The sequence below is a fragment of the Rhodococcus sp. P-2 genome (assembly GCF_016598535.1).
GTDB lineage: Bacteria > Actinomycetota > Actinomycetes > Mycobacteriales > Mycobacteriaceae > Rhodococcus_F > Rhodococcus_F baikonurensis.
Genome location: NZ_CP066779.1, coordinates 2,970,034 through 2,988,066, shown reverse-complemented (window position 1 = coordinate 2,988,066; position 18,033 = coordinate 2,970,034). Strand labels below are relative to the sequence as shown.

At 63.4% G+C, this 18,033-nt stretch carries 14 protein-coding genes; 2 read left to right on the top strand and 12 right to left on the bottom strand.

Annotated elements, in window-relative coordinates; genetic code table 11:
- Nucleotides 1-3 precede the first annotated feature (3 nt).
- The 7 genes from I7X09_RS14215 to glf form a co-directional block, all read right to left on the bottom strand.
- Nucleotides 4-1,887, bottom strand: coding sequence for an alpha/beta hydrolase-fold protein (locus I7X09_RS14215; protein ID WP_095969487.1), 1,884 nt, complete (start codon nucleotides 1,885-1,887; stop codon nucleotides 4-6).
- A gap of 253 nt (nucleotides 1,888-2,140) precedes the next feature.
- Nucleotides 2,141-3,151, bottom strand: a complete 1,011-nt coding sequence (locus I7X09_RS14210) for an alpha/beta hydrolase (protein WP_095969486.1) — start codon at nucleotides 3,149-3,151, stop codon at nucleotides 2,141-2,143.
- 330 nt (nucleotides 3,152-3,481) lie between these two features.
- Nucleotides 3,482-5,401 (bottom strand): flagellar motor control protein ZomB, encoded by a 1,920-nt coding sequence (gene zomB, locus I7X09_RS14205; protein WP_325100625.1) that lies wholly within the window; start codon nucleotides 5,399-5,401, stop codon nucleotides 3,482-3,484.
- A complete protein-coding gene (locus tag I7X09_RS14200) occupies nucleotides 5,379-6,284 on the bottom strand; it encodes a decaprenyl-phosphate phosphoribosyltransferase (RefSeq protein WP_003943808.1) in 906 nt (301 codons plus the stop codon). The genes zomB and I7X09_RS14200 overlap by 23 nt, the downstream gene beginning before the upstream one ends.
- A complete protein-coding gene (locus I7X09_RS14195; protein ID WP_003943893.1) occupies nucleotides 6,281-6,814 on the bottom strand; it encodes a phosphatase PAP2 family protein in 534 nt (177 codons plus the stop codon). Before I7X09_RS14195 ends, I7X09_RS14200 begins: the two co-directional genes overlap by 4 nt.
- Nucleotides 6,795-8,708: a glycosyltransferase gene (locus I7X09_RS14190; protein WP_234036916.1), complete on the bottom strand. Its 1,914-nt coding sequence runs from the start codon at nucleotides 8,706-8,708 to the stop codon at nucleotides 6,795-6,797. The genes I7X09_RS14195 and I7X09_RS14190 overlap by 20 nt, the downstream gene beginning before the upstream one ends.
- On the bottom strand, nucleotides 8,705-9,919 hold the full coding sequence (gene glf, locus I7X09_RS14185; protein WP_200317411.1) for a UDP-galactopyranose mutase: 1,215 nt from the start codon (nucleotides 9,917-9,919) through the stop codon (nucleotides 8,705-8,707). Before glf ends, I7X09_RS14190 begins: the two co-directional genes overlap by 4 nt.
- 205 nt (nucleotides 9,920-10,124) lie before the next feature.
- Between glf and I7X09_RS14180 the strand changes: the two genes are divergently transcribed.
- A complete protein-coding gene (locus tag I7X09_RS14180; RefSeq protein ID WP_200317409.1) occupies nucleotides 10,125-11,045 on the top strand; it encodes a VOC family protein in 921 nt (306 codons plus the stop codon).
- Here I7X09_RS14180 and I7X09_RS14175 read toward each other — a convergent pair.
- The 5 genes from I7X09_RS14175 to I7X09_RS14155 form a co-directional block, all read right to left on the bottom strand.
- A complete protein-coding gene (locus I7X09_RS14175; RefSeq protein WP_095969481.1) occupies nucleotides 11,011-11,481 on the bottom strand; it encodes a MarR family winged helix-turn-helix transcriptional regulator in 471 nt (156 codons plus the stop codon). The genes I7X09_RS14180 and I7X09_RS14175 overlap by 35 nt on opposite strands.
- A 9-nt stretch (nucleotides 11,482-11,490) precedes the next feature.
- Nucleotides 11,491-12,414 (bottom strand): MBL fold metallo-hydrolase, encoded by a 924-nt coding sequence (locus tag I7X09_RS14170; RefSeq protein ID WP_200317407.1) that lies wholly within the window; start codon nucleotides 12,412-12,414, stop codon nucleotides 11,491-11,493.
- Between the two features lie 110 nt (nucleotides 12,415-12,524).
- A complete protein-coding gene (locus tag I7X09_RS14165; protein ID WP_007731824.1) occupies nucleotides 12,525-13,676 on the bottom strand; it encodes an acyl-CoA dehydrogenase family protein in 1,152 nt (383 codons plus the stop codon).
- 2 nt (nucleotides 13,677-13,678) lie between these two features.
- On the bottom strand, nucleotides 13,679-14,860 hold the full coding sequence (locus I7X09_RS14160; protein ID WP_200317405.1) for a thiolase family protein: 1,182 nt from the start codon (nucleotides 14,858-14,860) through the stop codon (nucleotides 13,679-13,681).
- Nucleotides 14,861-14,950: 90 nt separating this feature from the next.
- Entirely contained in the window at nucleotides 14,951-16,354 is a 1,404-nt protein-coding gene (locus I7X09_RS14155; RefSeq protein ID WP_095969479.1) for an amino acid permease, read from the bottom strand.
- Nucleotides 16,355-16,524: 170 nt separating this feature from the next.
- Between I7X09_RS14155 and I7X09_RS14150 the strand changes: the two genes are divergently transcribed.
- A complete protein-coding gene (locus I7X09_RS14150; protein WP_200317403.1) occupies nucleotides 16,525-18,018 on the top strand; it encodes a PucR family transcriptional regulator in 1,494 nt (497 codons plus the stop codon).
- The last annotated feature ends 15 nt before the right edge of the window (nucleotides 18,019-18,033 follow it).

Sequence of the window (18,033 nt, the reverse complement as noted above, 5' to 3'; positions counted from 1 at the left end):
GAGTTAGTGAACTTCTGTCTTGTCACCGATCACCGTGATGTAGCCGAACTGGAAGTTCTGCTGGACACCACCGGGAATGTCGAACTTGTCACTGATCGGGAATCCGAGGCGGCCGCCTTCGTATCCGACGCTCTTCCAACCGTCGAACAGCGGGCCGTTCTCGACGGACCATGCACCGGTGCCGGGGCTCCAGTAGATGTTGCCGCCCTCGAACTCGGTGAAGCGTCCGTTGTCCTTGATCGGAACCTCGTTCGACTTCGGGAATCCGAGCCAGCCGTTTTCCCAACCGAGTTCGCCGTACTTGCCCATGATCATTCCGAGAACGGCATGAGTTCCGTTGGCGCTGCTGTACATCGCGCCGATCTCGAATCCCTGAACCTTGCCCGGCTTGCCGGGGGTCGCGATCTCGTCGGCAGTCGGGTAGCCGAGCGGGCCGCCTTCCCATCCCTGTGCGGACCACTCGGTGAGGATGTCGCCGCTGACGGGGTGAGCGCCGGTCTGCGGGGTCCAGTAGATGGAGCCGTTCTGGAAGTGGTTGAAGCGTCCGCGTCCGTCGGGGGTACCGAGTTCCGGGGTACGCGGGAAGCCGAGCGGGCCGGCCGCTGCTCCGGTGTTCATGTACGCGCCGGCGATACGACCGGCGACAGGCTGGGCGCCCGTTCCACTGGTGAAGTAGATGCGACCGTTGCGGAAGTCCTGTGCCAGGCCACCCGCGACGCTGTACTCGGGGGTGATGCAGTCGCCGATCCAGCCGTTGGCTGCGGCCGTCGCACCGATCGCACCCGAAGTGCCACAAGCCGGCTTCTCGACCTCGACGCCGATGGCGTTGGCCAACTGCGGCCACAGCTGATGAAGCTCGAACTGCCAGTACGGCCACGAGTGGGTTCCGGACGGGCGGTAGTTGACCTGTGCGGGGATACCGAGCTGGTTGAGCTTGGTGGCGAAAGTCTGCGAAGTCAGGCGAGCGAGAATCTCGAGGCCCATACCTGCGTAGTTGGTGCTGACACCGGGAATTCCCGACGGCTGGTCGTAGGGGCCGGTCGTACCGCTACCGCTCGAGACGTACAGGCTGACGCCCTTGAGCTTCTCGGCCAGCGCGTACGGATCATGTGCGGCCCACTGCGGGTTGGACGGGGGTCCCCACATTGCGGCGGAGTTGTATCCCCCGGCGTCGGTCATCGCGAACTGGATTGCCTGAGGCATGCCGAGCGAAGTCGTGGTGAGGATGCCGGAGAGCGAAGCAGCGAACTTGAAGAAGCCGGGGTTGCGCGCCGTGAGGAACATCGCGGACGTGCCGCCCATCGACAGTCCGACGACACCGCGTGTCTGCGTGGTCCGCCAGTCCTTTTCGAGGATGGGGGGCAGTTCCTTGGTCAGGAACGTCTCCCACTGGTAGTTCTTGCCGTTGTCGGGCTGGAGCCAGTCGGAGTAGAAGCTGGACTGACCGCCGACCGGGAGGATGACGTTGACGTTCTTGTCCGCGTAGAAGGACTCGGCGTCGGTCTCGTAGGTCCAGGCGTTCTCGTTGTCGGTCGCGCGAAGACCGTCGAGCATCCAGACCGAGGGGAAGCTGGCCGACGGATTGACGTTCCAATCGCGGGCCAACAGGATCTGCACCTGAATCGGGGCGCCCATCGCGGGAGAGTTCACCCACAGCGCGACGCGACGCTCGCTGAGCCAGTCGACCTTCGTGACCGCTGCACCGGTGGGGTTCTGGGTGGCGGCCGGTGCGGCCTGAGCAGGTGCCGGCGCGGCTGCCGCGGTTCCGGCCGTGGTCAAGCCCGCGGCGATCGGCAGAACCAGCATCGCTGCCAGTGCGCCGACGACCTTTGTCCGGAAGGTTGCCCGGGACCGGCGACGGTCCTCCGTGGCAAGGCCTACTCGCATGAGCTCACTCTCTTTCCTTACAGTCGGTCCGCGCGTCGATCGTGTGGCCGCCTGAGCAGCCAGACCCCCGTTGAAACTATTTCTACACGCAAACGATCCCCGCTTGGGGTAGCCGCGCTGTTACTGGTGGTGCAATTGTTACTGACATCGGGCGCTTGTGCAGCACCTGAATACACAAGTGCCGTCCCGGTTCTCCTTCGAGGGAGTCCGGAACGGCACTGGTGAAGTGACTAGGTCACGGGATCGCGCACGATCACCAAGCGTTCATGGTGTCGAGGATCTGGCCGCGAGCCTTCCACAGCTCTGCCGACCAGTACGGCCACGAGTGCGTGCCATTGGACGGGAAGCTGTAGGTGGCCGGGATACCCAGCGAGTTCATGCGGATCTGGAATGCACGGGTGTTGACCAGGGCGAGAGCTTCGAGGCCCATGCCGTTGGCCGTGTTGTAGTAGTCGATCGGTGCGCGCGGGTGGTCGTATTCACCGGGCAGGCCGCTTGCCGACGAGATGTACATCGACAGGCCCTGCAGACGCGGTGCGAAGACGAACGGGTCGTTGCGCAGCCAGGACGGGCTCCACGGCGGTCCCCACATGGAGTCGACGTTGAAGCGACCGGCATCGAGCATTGCGACGCGGATTGCTTCGCGCATGCCGGGAGCCGAGATGTTCAGGTAACCCGAGAGCGAGCCGGCGAACTTGAACTGGTCACGGTGGTACGCAGCCAGCGTCAGAGCAGCGCTGCCGCCCATCGAGAGACCGAGAACCGCGTTGTTGGTGGGCGAAACGCCGTAGTTCGCGAGGAAGTTGGGGAGTTCCTGCGTGAGGAACGTTTCCCACTTGTACGTGATCTGCTGGCCGTTGAAGTTCGACGGTGCGTACCAGTCGCTGTAGAAGCTGGACTCGCCACCGACGGGCATCACGAGGGTGATGTTGTCGTTCTTGTACTGGTCCATCGCGTTGGTCTCGAAGCTCCACGCGTTGGCGTCGTTACGCGCACGCAGGCCGTCGAGGAGGTAGAGAGCAGCGTTTCCGCCGCGTGCGGCCCACTGGACCTGGACCTTGATGTTGCCCATCGAGGAGGGCACCCACAGCTCGTCGTATCCGCCCGAGGGAGCGGTGTGGCTGGGAGCAGTGTGCGCGGGCGCAGCAGAGGCGACAGCACTACCGGCAACACCTGCAGCAAGGGGGAGCACAAGTGCTGCGGCACCGATGGCCAACGCTCGGTGCTTGAGGCGCTGGGTCAGCCTCTTTCTGGCAAAACGCATGGATACTGCTCTCTCTCTTCGTCTGCGGAACCCACTCGGTGGAGTGGTTCCGGCGGATTCCGTCGGGGAACAGGCTTTTCTGCCAGCCCGAACGAGTTCGGGTCGGCAGCGGACCTCTTCCAAGTCACACTGCGCTCGCTGGACTTTATGTCACAGGTTCAGCTGTGACAAATAGGTGGACCGTTACGTCCCAGTCTGCGAGCGACGCCGTCTTCACCCCTGGGGGTGATTCAGGTTAGGTGAATCGTCTTCGAGTACATCGTGGTCAATCAATTCGGTGTTACTGAATCGAAATATTCAAACCTTCAACAGCCGGTGATGCTGATCACATCACCGGGGTGGCTCTGGCGGAACGAGCCCGCAGCGTTCCAATTCGTAGGCCGGAACCCGGTCGAATCGGTACTTCGCGAAGTCGAATGCCTGCTGGAAATTCTGCTTGAATCTCGCCCAGGTCAACTCCGAGCGGTACGACGTGAGCAGCTCCTGTGTTTCCGGGCAGGTGATGGCCAGCTTCGCGTCGGCAACCCAGTCTTCGTCGAGGAAGAACGGCAGCCACGGGCGAACGTCGATCATTCCCGTATCCGCGACCACCCAGTCCGGATAGAGATTCTTGTCGTGGCCGATCCGGCCGTCCTCGAGTCGCTCGGTGTGAGCGGCCAAGGGGTACGCCAGCCCCATCTGATCGAGCACCCGAACGTCGAGCCCGACGTTCATGCTCGTCATTCCGAGGTTGAGGAAGAAGACCACGTGCTCGGCCGGCTCCTCGAGCGGCCCCGGCGGGGGGACGACGAACCAGGAATCGTAGTTGGCGGACGGCAACAGCAGCCCGCCCTCCGGAGTCCGTGCGATGGTCTCGACCATGGCACGCATCCGTGGATAGTCGAGGTAGTCCTCGGCAAGGATCGGGTGCTTGTGACCGGTGTTGAGGGCGTAGAACGCTCGCTCGTCGACGATTCCCGAGCGCCCCACCACGGACCCTTCGGGCATACCCGTCGTGTTCGCGGCGAAGAAGGCCCAGATGATCGTGCCGATCCACAGCACCGCCGAGACCCCGAAGATCGCGGTGTCTCGGTTGCTCCCGAACGCTGTCCGCGCCGGAACTCGCAACGGAATGACGGCGACCGGGATGAGCAGGCAGAACAGCACCGGCAACAGGACGCGTCCGTGCATGAAGTCGCCGCCGACGCGCAGAGAGTAGATCCCGAGAATCAGTCCGCTGCCGAGAATGAACGTGACGACGGCCCGCGGCGTGCGCAGAAACTGTTGAAAGCGCTGCCACAGCGGGCGTGCAGGTTGATCGGTGGTGGTGGCCGGTGCGTCCGCTCGGTTTCGCCACACGAGCAGCAGCGCACCGATGAGCAGGAACAGCAGCGGCAGCCAGAGCAGGTACGGCCCGACGAGGTTCCACAGGTACGCAAATCCCTGCGCCCACTTCGCACCACCGGCGTCCTTCGACACTGCCGTGTTCGGGTACGGCAGGGCGTAATAGCCCATTCGCCAGATCTGATAGCCCACCGGGACAAGTCCCGCCACGACCACGATCAGTGCGCGAATCTTCCAGGTCAGGCCGGCGGAGAGAACGATCATCATCAACGCGGCGGCACCGGGAATTGCCATCTCGGGTCGGACCAGTGGTCCGAGTCCTGCCACGAACGAGAGAATCAGGATCGACGCCGTGGACGGCGTCGACGCCTGCGCCCACCGAACGAGCAATAGCCACAGGAGCGCGATCCAGAAGATCACCAAGCACGTCTCGAGCCCGGAAGTGGCGAAATCTCGCGCAGGCGGAACCGCGATGTAGACGAGAACACCTGCTGGTACCAGCAGGATCGTTCCGCCCGCCGACGGCCGTACGCCTCGGTACAGACGACCGGTACCGAGCATCGCCAACACGACGGCAGCAGTCGAGAGTACGAGCGCGATCGTCAGAACGACGTATTCGAGGCGGACCTGCGTGAGCCAGCTGAATGCGTAGACGATGTACGTCCACGCGGTACTCGTGTTCGCCTCGACACGCTCACCCGCGTTGAAGACCGGGCCGTTCCCCGCGAGCAGGTTGCGGACGGTTCGCAAGACGATGAGTCCGTCGTCGGCGATCCAACGACGCTCCCACGCACCCCAGAACATGAGGGCAGCAGCAAGCACCACCCCGCCGAGAAAAACTCCTCGACTGAGGGTGGTGCGGTTCGCCGCAGTGTCGACGTGCGGGTCGGCCTCGGTGCGTGGCTCAGACGAGGTAGACAGCGACACCCACTACTCCGATCCACGCAATCGCGAGGAGTTGCAGCACCCGGTCACCGAGCGCGATCTCCTCAGGCTCTCCGGCTTCGCCGCCGTCGACGTCCACCGCGTATCGCAGCACCGCGATGGTGAACGGCACCATCGAGATGGCGTACCAGTTGGTGCCCTTGATGGCGTCCTGCTGGAACGCCCACAGTCCGTAGCAGAGGACCAGCGTCGTCGCTGCCATCGTCCACACGAAACGCAGGTACGTCATCGTGTAGCTCTCGAGGGACTTACGGATCTTCGCGCCGGTCTTCTCGGCCAACTGCAGTTCGGCGTAGCGCTTGCCGGCCGCCATGAACAGTGAACCGAACGCCATCATCAGCAGGAACCACTGCGAGAGGTCGATCTCGGCGGCAACGCCACCGGCGATCGCTCGAAGCAGGAAGCCGGACGAGACGATGCAGATGTCGATCACGGCCTGATGCTTGAGACCGAAGCAGTAGGCGAGCTGGATGACGATGTACACGCCCATGACCACGGCGAGTTGCCAGTTGGCCAGGAACGACAGTCCGATCGCACCGGCCAGCAGCACGACTGCCATGCCGTACGCGATGTTGACGGGTAGAACTCCGGCCGCGATGGGACGGAAACGCTTCGTGGGGTGAGCGCGGTCGGCTTCGACATCCATCGCGTCGTTGACGAGGTAGATGCCCGATGCCGCCATACAGAACACGACGAACGCCAGCGCGACGGGCAACAGCACGTCGGCTTCGGTGGCGGTTCCGGCCGCGATGGGCGCTGCCAGCACAAGGACGTTCTTGACCCACTGACGTGGGCGAAGCGCCTTGACGATGCCGGCGGGCAGGGACTTCGGGGGTCCGCTGACCGTAGCCGGTTCCTCGCTCATTTATCTCCACATTTCTGTTCGGCTCTGGCTTCTTCGACCCGGCGAACTACCGCCGCGGATGCGGCTCCCAGTGCCGCTCCGGCGAGTACGTCGGTCGGGTAGTGAACTCCCAGGACCAGACGCGAGAGCATCATCGGGGGCACCAGCAACGCCGGTAAGGGTAGCCCGGTCAGTCGACCGATCAGCACAGCCGCCGCCGTCGTCGACGTCGCGTGTGAGGACGGGAAGCTGAGCTTGCTCGGTGTCGAGACGTTGACCTGCACCGAAGGGTCGGAAGGCCGCTTGCGCCTGACGACTCGTTTGATCACGACGGAGGCGGCGTGTGCACCGAAAGCTCCGACGGCTGCTCCGGCCCATTCACGTCGACGCGGCTTGTCCACGGCAGCTCCGACGGCAGCGATCGCGATCCACCCGAGGGAGTGCTCACCGAAGTGAGACATACCGCGAGCGACCTTCACTGCTCCCGGAAGCTGCCCGACGGTCGATTGAATCCCGGCCAGAATCTGTACTTCAGGAGATGCCGAAGACACGTTCCCACCTTTCCGTGCTGGTCAGTGAAGGAACGGCGTCCTGGTACTGCTTCTTGAGCTCAGGGAAACGTGCGGCGAGTTCGCGGCGCAACCGTGTGGCTTCCTTGAGCAGTTCGAGCGCAAGCTTCGGATTGCGCTTGCGGTAGACGACGCCGCGGCCGTCGGCCGTGGTGACAGTGACGCCGTCGACCTGTGAGAGCAGGAACCAACGGGCGTCGATGGTCGGCACGTTGAGCTGAGGGCGCTCGAGGTGTTCCGGCTTGGCCGGCTTCACGTTGTGCACTCCTGCCTTGAGTACCCGGGTGATCTTCGCGACGGTCGACAGAGGCAGGCTCACGTCCCCGACATCCGCACCCGAGGGCAGCGGCAGCGCAGTCGACGAGGGCAGTACGACGGCGTCGGAGAATTCCTTGCGCTGGGCGTGGACCTCACCGAGTGCCGTCGGCAGCATGTTCGCGACATGTTCCGGACCGGCGAGGAAGTCCGCGATTGCCTTGTTCTGGATCGCGACGGTGGAGTACTCGAGGCACAGCAGGTGCTTGAGTGTTGCCTTCACCGTGTTGACGACGAGACCGCGGCCGTTGCCCGGCATGTGGAGGGCTGCCACCACGAGGCGGTTACGGAGGTGGAAGTACGCCTGCCAGTCGATGGCGTCGTCCTTGTCGCTCCACGCCATGTGCCAGATCGCGGCACCGGGCAGCGTGACGGTCGGGTATCCGGCTTTCTTTGCGCGCAAACCGTATTCGCAGTCGTCCCACTTGATGAAGAGCGGGAGGGGCTGCTTGATCTCTTCGGCGACCTGCCGCGGGATCATGCACATCCACCAGCCGTTGAAGTCGACGTCGATGCGGCGGTGCAGGAGTTTCGATTCGCGCAGCGGCTTCTTCGAGAAGTCGTGGTCGTATTCGACGTTCGGTGCTGCGGTCCACATGAAGATGCCGCGGTTGACCACTTCACCCATCACGTGGAGGTGGCTGCGCTCCTGGAGGTTGAGCATCTGCCCACCCACCAGCATCGGCGACTTCGCGAAACGCGAGAACGAAAGCGCGCGAAGGATCGAATCGGGTTCGATCTCGATGTCGTCGTCCATGAACAAGATGTGCTGGCACTGCGTGGTCTTGAGCGCCTCGTACATGATTCGGCTGTACCCGCCCGAACCGCCGAGGTTGCCCTGATCGTGAATGGCGAGCCGATCACCAAGCGCTGCAGCGGCTTCGGCGAATCCGGGTTCGTCACGCACCTTACGGGTGCCCTGATCCGGCATGATGACGGCCTTGATCACATCAGACACCAGCGGATCGGAAGCCAGCGCGGCGAGCGCCTTGACTGCGTCGGTCGGACGATTGAAGGTCGGAATACCAACGGCGACAGTCGCTTCGCCGGGAGCCTCGACGGGCGCGTACCAGCCACCACTCTCGACGACCACTGCCGTATCTGTGGTGATGTCGAACCAGATCCAGCCACCGTCCTCGAACGGTGCCAGTTCCACCTCGAACTCGACTGCGGCATCACCGTCGGCAAATTCCTTGCCTTCCACGTGAATTCGCGAGGAATCCGCCTTGGAACGGTAGATGTCGACGCGGCCGTGTCCGGACAGTTCCAGACGCAGGACCACCGATTTCAGGATCGACCAGCGACGCCAGTAGCTGGCGGGGAATGCGTTGAAGTAGGTGGCGAACGAGACCTCGGTCTCGGCGCCGAGCGCTACCGACGTGCGCGAGGTGGAGTGCGCCCGCCGACTGTTGGACCAGGACTCTTCCAAGTACAACGTGCGGACGTCGAGCGGCTCACCGGCGCGGGGCAGGATGATCCGCTGGAGCAGGGACTTGCCGAGGTAGGTCACCTCGTCGCCGGTGACGGCGTCTTCGCCTTCGAGTAGATGACGTGCGTTCATTCGCTCTCCCCTGCCAATTCCGCACCCGATTCGAGATGCGGGCGCAGGGTGTTCTCGAACATGGTCAGCGCGCTGGCGATCGCCATGTGCATGTCCAGGTACTGGTAGGTGCCGAGACGTCCACCGAAGAGGACCTTGTTCTCCGCGGTCTCCTTCTTGGCGCGCGAGCGGTACGCGCCGAGCTTCTCGCGGTCCTCGGGGGTGTTGATCGGGTAGTACGGCTCGTCCGTCGACTCGGCGGCACGTGAGAACTCACGCATGATGACGGTCTTGTCGGTCGGGTACTCGCGCTCCGGGTGGAAGTGACGGAACTCGTGGATACGGGTGAACGGCACGTCGGCGTCGTTGTAGTTCATGACCGGAGTGCCCTGGAAGTCTCCGGTGGGCAGAACCTCGGTTTCGAAGTCGAGGGTGCGCCATCCCAGCGCACCTTCGGAGTAGTCGAAGTAGCGGTCGAGCGGGCCCGTGTAGATGACAGGTGCGTCGGGGCTCGCGGCGCGCAGTTCGTCGCGGACGTCGAAGTAATCGGTGTCGAGACGGACCTCGATCTTCGGATCCTTCGCCATGTTCTCGAGCCACGCCGTGTAGCCGTCGACGGGCAGGCCCTCGTACGTGTCGTTGAAGTAGCGGTTGTCGAAGTTGTAGCGGACCGGCAGGCGGCTGATATTCGCCGCGGGCAGCTCGGTGGGGTCGGTCTGCCACTGCTTTGCGGTGTAGTCGCGCACGAATGCTTCGTAGAGCGGGCGCCCGATCAGGGAGATCGCCTTCTCTTCGAGGTTGGAGGCATCCTTCGAATCGATCTCGCTGGACTGCTCGGCGATGAGGGCACGTGCTTCCTCGGGCGTGAAGTACCGGCCGAAGAACTGCGACACGAGGCCGAGCCCCATCGGGAACTGGTACGCCTGACCCTTGTGCAGCGCGAAGACACGGTGCTGGTAATTCGTGAACTCCGTGAACTGGGTGACGTAGTCCCAGACCTTCTTGTTGGAGGTGTGGAACAGGTGGGCACCGTACTTGTGGACCTCGATGCCGGTCTCCGGCTCAGCCTCCGAGTATGCGTTCCCCCCCAGGTGGTGACGGCGATCCAGCACCAGCACGCGCTTACCCAGCTGGGTAGCGGCACGCTCGGCGATGGTCAGCCCGAAGAATCCCGAGCCGACGACGATCAGGTCGTACTGGGCACGGGCGGTCTCTGAATTTGCAGCGGTCACGATGAACCAGGGTATCGGACCTGTTCGGAAGCCGAGGGTTGGATGCGTCACCAGGGACTATGGCCCTTGCTTCCTGATTTCAGCATCTTTGGCGGGTACTGCTCGCGAATTACTTGGCAATACCAACGATTGGCTTGCCAATCATTGGTCACACTGCTTGTATTTTGGGAACAGTGACCATCAAGAGAATTCGAGGGAGATCATCGTGATCCAGGAACTGTCGTATATCGGAGTCGCGTCACCCAGAGCTGAGGACTGGAGAAAGTACGGAACCGGACTTCTGGGCGCGAAACTGTCACCAGACGGACCGGATGGCGCAATCCGGCTCGCAGTAGACGACGTCAACTATCGAATTGCCATCCACCCCGGCAAGGTAGACGAATTCCTGTATGCCGGTTGGGCAATGGCCAATGAATCCGATCTTCACTCGTTTGCCGCACACCTCGACCGGAGCGGCATCACGCTGCACTACGGCAATCCCGACCTGCTCGCCGAGCGGCAAGTCGCCGAACTCGTGTGGTTCACCGACCCATGGGGAACTCGCCACGAAATCTCGTGGGGAAAGGCATCGACGCCACTGTCGTTCACACCGGGTCGTGTCATGCGCGGCGGATTCGTGACCGGAGATCAAGGCCTGGGCCACATCGTTTTACAGGTACCGAATATCGAGGAAGCCAACAAGTTCTATGTGGACGTGCTGGGATTTCGACTCTCGGACCGGGTCACCAACGATCAATTCACCGTGCGCTTCTATCACGTCAACGGACGTCATCATTCACTCGCGCTGGCCGAATATCCCGGCCACGTCGGCTTCAACCACCTCATGCTCGAAGTCGAATGCATGGACGATCTCGGACGCCTGATCGATCTTCTCGACAGCCACGACACCGAGGTCATGCAAACACTGGGGCGCCACACCAACGACCTGATGACATCGATCTACATCGGCAGCCCGTCCGGTCTCCAGATCGAGTACGGGTTCGGTGGACTCACCGTTGACGATCTGAGTTGGGTGGCAAGAACTTACAACCAACCGAGTTATTGGGGCCACAAGCGTCCAGCCAAGACGAGCAAAAGAATACCCGGAATCATCAGGCCTCTGACGGCCGCGCCGTCGGCCCCGTGAGCTTGGCGGATACGACCGTCAATGTCTCACGTTCCTGATCGGTCAACGACTCGAAAACCTCTTGTTCGACGGCGTCGAGGGCCTCATCGCCCTCGATCAACTTCGCTACTCCGGAGTCCGTGATCGAGACGACCTGCCTACGCCGATCAGATTGATCACGTTCGCGCACAACGTATCCTGACTCCTGCAGACTGTCGAGATAGGCAACTATGTCACCGGGGTCGACCACCACTCGGGAAGCAAGCTCCTTTTGATGGCATGGGCCGAGCTCGTCAAGTGTGCTGAGAATGGCGTGATGATTGGGCAGCAGTCCGGCGTGAGACAAGGCCTCTGCGTACGACTGCCTCACGCGGAGTGCGGCTTTGACCAAGCCGTACCCGATTCGACTCGAAAGCGGCCTGCCGGAGAGCGATGGCGTCGATTCGGTCGCAGGCATGGCCCCATTCTATGCAGGACTCGCAACATATATCGAAGGTGCCGTCGGCAGACCGTCCGCGTCGAACCGAACCGTGATCGGTTCGTCGACGGAGAAGTGTGCGGGAAGCAGAAGGAGTCCCTCCGACGCGCAGCGTTCGAGAAGTTCGCGGCGGGTGACCCTCGCGATCTCGGGATCCGCGTCGCCGCCCTGACTGAGGTCCGGGTACAGAAACTGGATCGGATGGTGGATCACGTCGCCGGAGATGACGGCGCCGCCGTCTGCAGTGCGGATCTCGATCACGATATGGCCCGGAGTGTGGCCGGGCGCGCTGTGCACGACGACGCTTGTGCCTGCCGATTCGGCCAGGACGTGACCGTCGCCGACCGCCTCCCACTTCGCCCCGGCCAGAACGGGACGGACGCTGTCCTCGAAGGTCTGCGCGAGATCCGAGACCACTCCTTCGTGTGGACCGTCGGCGGCGAGTTGTTCGAGCGCGGCCAGTTCAGTGCGATCGAAAACGTAGGTCGCGCGGGGAAAGGTAGGCCGCCAGGTTTCGGCGTCGAGGGCGGTGTTCCAACCACAGTGGTCGGGGTGCAGATGTGTGCTGACCACCAGATCGACGTCGTCGACGGACACACCGGTGGCTGCGAAGCGTGAGAGGTAGTCGGTACCGAACATGTGATGCGGCAGAAGGTTCGGCCGGTGTTTGCTGTTGCCGTTGCCGGTGTCGACGACGATGGCCTTGCCGCCGATCTCCACCAGGTAGGTGTGGATGGCAAGTACGAGGTCACCGCTACCGGCGTCGAAGAACTCCGGTGTCAGCCGTGCCGACGCGTCCTCGATCTCCGCCTCACCCGCGTGCGGAAAAAGCTCTCGCGGCGGAAACGGCCAGTGCGCCAGCTCTGTCAGTTGGGTGACGCGCGCCGATCCGACGTCGATGGTGAAGCTCATCAGTGATTGCCTTCCGAACAGCTCGATACCGCTTGTAGGCACACACAAAGGCACCCACCGAAATGCTCGGTGGGTGCCTGTTCGGTGTCAATGGTTTTCGACGCCGGTGATCAAAGACTCTTCGCGATGATGCCCTTCATCACTTCGTTGGCGCCGGCGTAGATCTTCTGGACGCGGGAGTCCTCGTACATGCGCGCGATCGGGTACTCACGCATGTAGCCGTATCCGCCGTAGAGCTGCACGCACCGGTCGACGACGGCGCATTGCTGCTCGGTGAGCCAGTACTTGACCATCGCGGCGTCTGCGCCGTCCAGCTCGCCGTTGAGGTGATCCTCGATGCAGTTGTCGAGGAAGACACGGCAGGTGCGTGCGATCGTCTGGCACTCGGCCAGCTCGAAGGCGGTGTTCTGGAACTCGAAGAGGCTGTGCCCGAACGCTTGACGCGCCTTGGTGTACGCGACGGTCTCCTCGACGGCGCGCTCGATGGTGCCGATGGCCTGCGCGCCGATGATGAGGCGTTCCTGCACCAACTGTGCCATCAGCTGACCGAAACCGAGCCCCTCGGACTCACCGAGGAGGTTCGAGACGGGAACGCGGACATCGGTGAAGGACAGCTCGGACGTATCGGCGCCGTGCTGACCGACCTTGTCGAGGACGCGGCCGACGGCAAAGCCTTCGCAGTCACGCAGATCCACGATCAGGAGCGAGACACCCTTGGCGCCGGCCTTGGGATCGGTCTTGACGGCGAGCACGATCATGTCTGCGCTGCCACCGTTGGTGATGAAGGTCTTCGACCCGTTCACTACGTAGTGGTCACCGTCGCGGATCGCGGACGTGGTGATTGCCTTGAGGTCGGAACCTGTTCCCGGCTCGGTCATTCCGATGGCGCCGAGAATTTCGCCCGTCGCCATCCCTGGCAACCATGCCTTCTTCTGCTCTTCGCTTCCGTACTCGAGCACGTAGTGGGCGACGATGCCACTGTGCACGGAGTTACCGAGTGCATAGTCACCGCAGTAGCCCTGCGCCTCGAAGACCGCGAGATCGTGTGCGAAAGTTCCACCGCCCCCGCCGTATTCCTCGGGAATCGAGCAGCACAGCAGGCCGAGCTTGCCGGCTTCGAGCCACACGGACCGGTCGACACGATGCTGGGCGTCCCACTGCTCACGCTTGGCGATCAGTTCACGGTCGAAGAAACCACGGGCCAGTTCGGCCACTGCCGTGATCTCGTCGTCGTGCCACGACGGCTTGCGCTTGGTCGCCATGATCAGACCCGCTTCAGCAGGGCCGCGAGTGCCTGTCCGCCGCCGATGCACATGGTGACGATGCCGAATTCGAGGTCGCGGCGGACCATGTCACGGGCGGCGCGCAGGGTCAGGATGGCTCCGGTGGCGCCGACCGGGTGCCCGAGGGCGATTGCTCCGCCGTACGGGTTGGTCTTCTCCGGATCCAGGCCACTGTCACGGATGACGGCGATGGCCTGCGAAGCGAACGCCTCGTTGACCTCGGCGGTGCCGATGTCGGACGGCTTCAATCCTGTTTGCGCAAAGAGCTTTTCGAGGGCGAGCACGGGCGCGTAGCCCATCAGGCCGGGCTCCATGGCTGCCGTCGTGACAGTTTCGAGCGTGACCAGTCCGGTGAGGCCGCGCTTGGCTACCTCGGTGCCCGTCGCGAGGACGAGTGCGCCGGCGCCGTCGTTGATGCCCGACGCGTTACCGGCGGTGACGGATCCGCCCTCTTCGAATGCGGGGCGCAGCTTGGCGAGGGTTTCGACGGTGGTTCCGGGCTTGGGGTGTTCGTCCTCGGTGACGGTGACCGAGCGCCGGCCACCGGTCTCGACGGGAGTGATTTCCTCGGCGAATGCTGCCTTGGCTGCGTCGGTTGCAGCGCGGCGCTGAGATTCGACGGCGAACTCGTCCTGCTGCTCGCGGCTGACGCCGTACTTGCGGGCGACGGCTTCGGCGGTGCGGCCCATGTGGGCTTTGCTGAACGGGTCGGTGAGCATGGCGACGGTGCCGTCGACGAGGCTGCGATCGCCGAGCTTGTAGCCCGAGCGGGCGGCGAAGTCGTAGAAGGGCATGCGGGACATGCTCTCGTCACCGCCGGCGAGCGTGATGGCAGCTGCGCCCCAGCGCATCTGCATCGCCGCCGACCACACGGCCTGCAGGCCGCTGCCACAGAGGCGGTTGACGGTGTAGGCGGGGACGTTCTCGGGCAGTCCGGCGGCAATGCCGACGCGGCGTGCGTTGTAGGCGTCCGGGCCGACCTGGCCGATGCAGCCCATGACGACCTCGTCGATGTCTTCGGGGGCAACGCCGGCGCGGCTCAGCGCGGCCTTGGCTGCTGCGGCACCCAGCTCGTGCGCGGGTACGTCCTTGAAGACGCCGCCGAAGCTACCGACTGGGGTCCTGGCCCCGTCGACGATGACGATCGGTTCGGGTGTGGTCATGATTGTCCCCATCTGCTGTGCTCACGTCGATTTCTCTGTCCGTGGCCGATACTAGGACATCGAAGTATCTCGCAGATGGGGACGTTGGTGTCAGGGTGTGGGAGCGCTCTCGGCTACCGGCACGACCTCGGCTTCGGTGTCTTTGTGGTTCCGGTAGCGGTAGAGCCCGATACCCACGAGGATCGCTGCGAGTCCCAGGGACACGATCATCTGACTGCGCGTCGAGTCCAGGGTGAGCATGCCGATGCAGAGCGCGATGATGGCGGCGATCGTGGCGTAGGTCAGATACGGGAAGAACCACATCTTCAGCTCGAGTTCCTGGCCCGAGGCTTCGAGCTTGCGGCGGGTGCGCAGCTGAGACACCGAGATGACGAGCCAGACGAACAGCGCGATCGCTCCGGAGGAGTTGACCAGGAACAGGAAGACCTTGTCCGGGGAGAGGTAGTTCATGCCGACGGTCAGGAAGCCGACGATCGTCGAGACCAGGACGGCGCGCATCGGGACGCCGGTCTTCTCGATGCGTGAGAGCGACTTGGGGGCGTCGCCGCGGCCGGCGAGGGAGAAGATCATGCGACTGGCGGTGTAGAGACCGGAGTTGAGGCAGGACAGAACCGACGTGAGGACGACGACGTCCATGATGTTGCCTGCGGCCGGAATGCCGTAGGAGTCCATGACGGCGACGTACGGGCTGAGCGCGACCGACGCACTGTCCCAGGGAAGCAGGGTGACGACCACGGCGATCGAGCCGATGTAGAAGATGAGAATTCGCCAGACGACGGACTTGACGGCAGCGCGAACGGCTTCGAGCGGGTTGGCCGACTCACCGGCGGCGATGGTGGCGATTTCGGCGCCGAAGAACGAGAACACGACCACGAGGACTGCGGCGAGCATGGCTCCCGTGCCGTTGGGCAGGAAACCGCCGTGACCGGTCAGGTTGGTCATTCCGGGTGCTTCGACGCCGGGCATCCAGCCGCAGATCGCCACGATGCCCATGCCGAGGAACGCGATGATGGCGACGACTTTGATGGAGGCGAACCAGAACTCGAACTCGCCGAACGACTTGACCGAGATGATGTTGGTCAGCGTCAGCACGATCATCAGAATCAAGGCCCAGGTCCACTGGGGAACGCCGGGAACCCAACGATTCATGATGAGGGCACCGGCGGTGGCCTCGATGCCGAGCACGATGATCCAGAACCACGCGTACAGCCAGCCGATCGAGAAGCCCGCCCAGCGGCCGATGGCCTTGTCGGCGTACGAGGAGAACGAGCCGGTTTCCGGCGACGCTGCCGACATCTCGCCGAGCATGCGCATCACGAGGATGACGACGACGCCGGCGAGCGCGTAGGAAATCAGGACACCCGGTCCTGTCTCCTGGATCGCCACACCGGAGCCGACGAACAGTCCGGCGCCGATGACGCCCGCGATCGCAATCATCGACAGATGCCGCTTCTTCAGCGTGTGCTGAAGTGCCGGCTGGTCTGTACTGGACATCAGTACTCCTTGTGGGCTGTTCGGGACGTGGATCTCGGTGACGCTCTTCTGGAGCGCATTTTCGATAGCGCCAGTGTCGGACCTTCGGCAAGCTCGCGTCAGGCTCCACTTTGTACAAACGTGACCGCAGGCACTACAAAGTGGCGAGTCCGAGGTGTCAGACTGGACCCATGCCCATCACGCTCCGCCAGCTTTGTGCGACCGAACAGTTCGGCCTTCGCGTCCTGGCTGGGCACGACCAGCTCGATCGCACCCTGACCTGGGCACATGTCTCCGAACTTCCCGACCCGACGCCCTTCCTCGACGGCGGTGAACTGCTCCTCATCACCGGGGTGTCACTACCGACGACGGACGCGGAAACGACCCGATTCGTACGGACCCTGGTGGCGGCCGGAATTGCCGGAATCGGTTTCGGAACCGGCCTCGGATACGAGCAGGCGCCACAGACTCTGGTGGATGCGGCCACCCGTTTCAGTGTGCCCCTTCTCGACGTCCCATTGCGAACACCTTTCATCGCCCTGACCAAAGCGGTGTCGAAGGCGCAATCCGACGACGACATGAAAGCGCTGCGCAGCAATTACCAAAGCCTGCGGCGGCTGCTTCAAGCTGCGGTGACGGTCAACGGCACCCGGGCAGTCGTACGACGGGTGGCGGAATTGATCGGCGGATGGGCGGCTCTGCTGGACTCGGCCGGACATACCGTCGAGATCTCACACACCGCCGCGGCCGCAGGAATCGAGCGAACGGCCCCCGAGCGCGACGCCCGCCCGATGGAAGTCAGTTTCCTCACGAGCGAGAACGAGGACGTCATCTCCCACCCTCTGCTGACGTCGAGGGGAAAGCTGATGGGATACCTCGTTGCCGGCTGCCCCGGCGCCGTCGGTTCTCTGAATCAGGGCATCGTCATCGCAGCCGCGTCTCTGCTCACCTTGATGACGGCTCGAACCCGAGACGCGCAACTGACGATGAACCACCTTCGTACCGTTGCGATGCATCAGCTGTTCGAGGGACAGAATGCGCTCGCCCGCAACATCTCCGGGGAATTGTGGGGAGGATTTCCGGTCGAGCCTTTCCAGGTCTTCCACGTGGCGGGCCCGAGCGGACTGCTCGAGAGCGTGTCCGTCTCACTGCTCGACGGTCTCAGCCGCGATCTGGCATTCGGCATCACCGACGGCGCGCTGATCGCCGTCGTCTCGGCCACGGACAGCGGGCGAATCCTCGCCCGTGTCAACGAAATCGACGTAACCGTCGGCGTGTCGGACATGTTGTGGTGGGACGATCTCTCGCGCGCCAGACGCCAAGCCGCGCAGGCAGCAGCCGAGGCCGGCGCCCGCAACCTGCCTTCGATGCGGTTCGCCGAACTCTCGGAGAGTGGATTGTCCGCGTTTCTCGATCAGGATCGCTCGACGGCATTCGCGGCGGCACACTTGCGCCCGCTTCTGGAAGCGAAGGGCGGTAGCGATCTCTACCGAACCTTGGCCATGTGGTTGGCACACAACGGGGTGGGCGACGCCGCGGCCACTGCACTCAACATTCACCGGCATACGTTGCGCAGCAGACTCGCTCGGATCGAGAGCCTTCTCCAGCTCGACCTCGGCTCCCCCACCGAACGTGCGGAGTTGTGGCTCGAGTACCGCCTGCTCGGTGACGCTCCGACCATCTGATCGTCAACCGATACA

Excerpts from the sequence above, each read along its gene's own strand:
- I7X09_RS14215 (WP_095969487.1), bottom strand. The coding sequence starts at position 1,887 with ATGCGAGTAGGCCTTGCCACGGAGGACCGTCGCCGGTCCCGGGCAACC.
- I7X09_RS14210 (WP_095969486.1), bottom strand. The coding sequence starts at position 3,151 with ATGCGTTTTGCCAGAAAGAGGCTGACCCAGCGCCTCAAGCACCGAGCG.
- I7X09_RS14200 (WP_003943808.1), bottom strand. The coding sequence starts at position 6,284 with ATGAGCGAGGAACCGGCTACGGTCAGCGGACCCCCGAAGTCCCTGCCC.
- I7X09_RS14190 (WP_234036916.1), bottom strand. The coding sequence starts at position 8,708 with ATGAACGCACGTCATCTACTCGAAGGCGAAGACGCCGTCACCGGCGAC.
- I7X09_RS14175 (WP_095969481.1), bottom strand. The coding sequence starts at position 11,481 with ATGCCTGCGACCGAATCGACGCCATCGCTCTCCGGCAGGCCGCTTTCG.
- I7X09_RS14170 (WP_200317407.1), bottom strand. The coding sequence starts at position 12,414 with ATGAGCTTCACCATCGACGTCGGATCGGCGCGCGTCACCCAACTGACA.
- I7X09_RS14165 (WP_007731824.1), bottom strand. The coding sequence starts at position 13,676 with ATGGCGACCAAGCGCAAGCCGTCGTGGCACGACGACGAGATCACGGCA.
- I7X09_RS14160 (WP_200317405.1), bottom strand. The coding sequence starts at position 14,860 with ATGACCACACCCGAACCGATCGTCATCGTCGACGGGGCCAGGACCCCA.
- I7X09_RS14155 (WP_095969479.1), bottom strand. The coding sequence starts at position 16,354 with ATGTCCAGTACAGACCAGCCGGCACTTCAGCACACGCTGAAGAAGCGG.
- I7X09_RS14150 (WP_200317403.1), top strand. The coding sequence starts at position 16,525 with ATGCCCATCACGCTCCGCCAGCTTTGTGCGACCGAACAGTTCGGCCTT.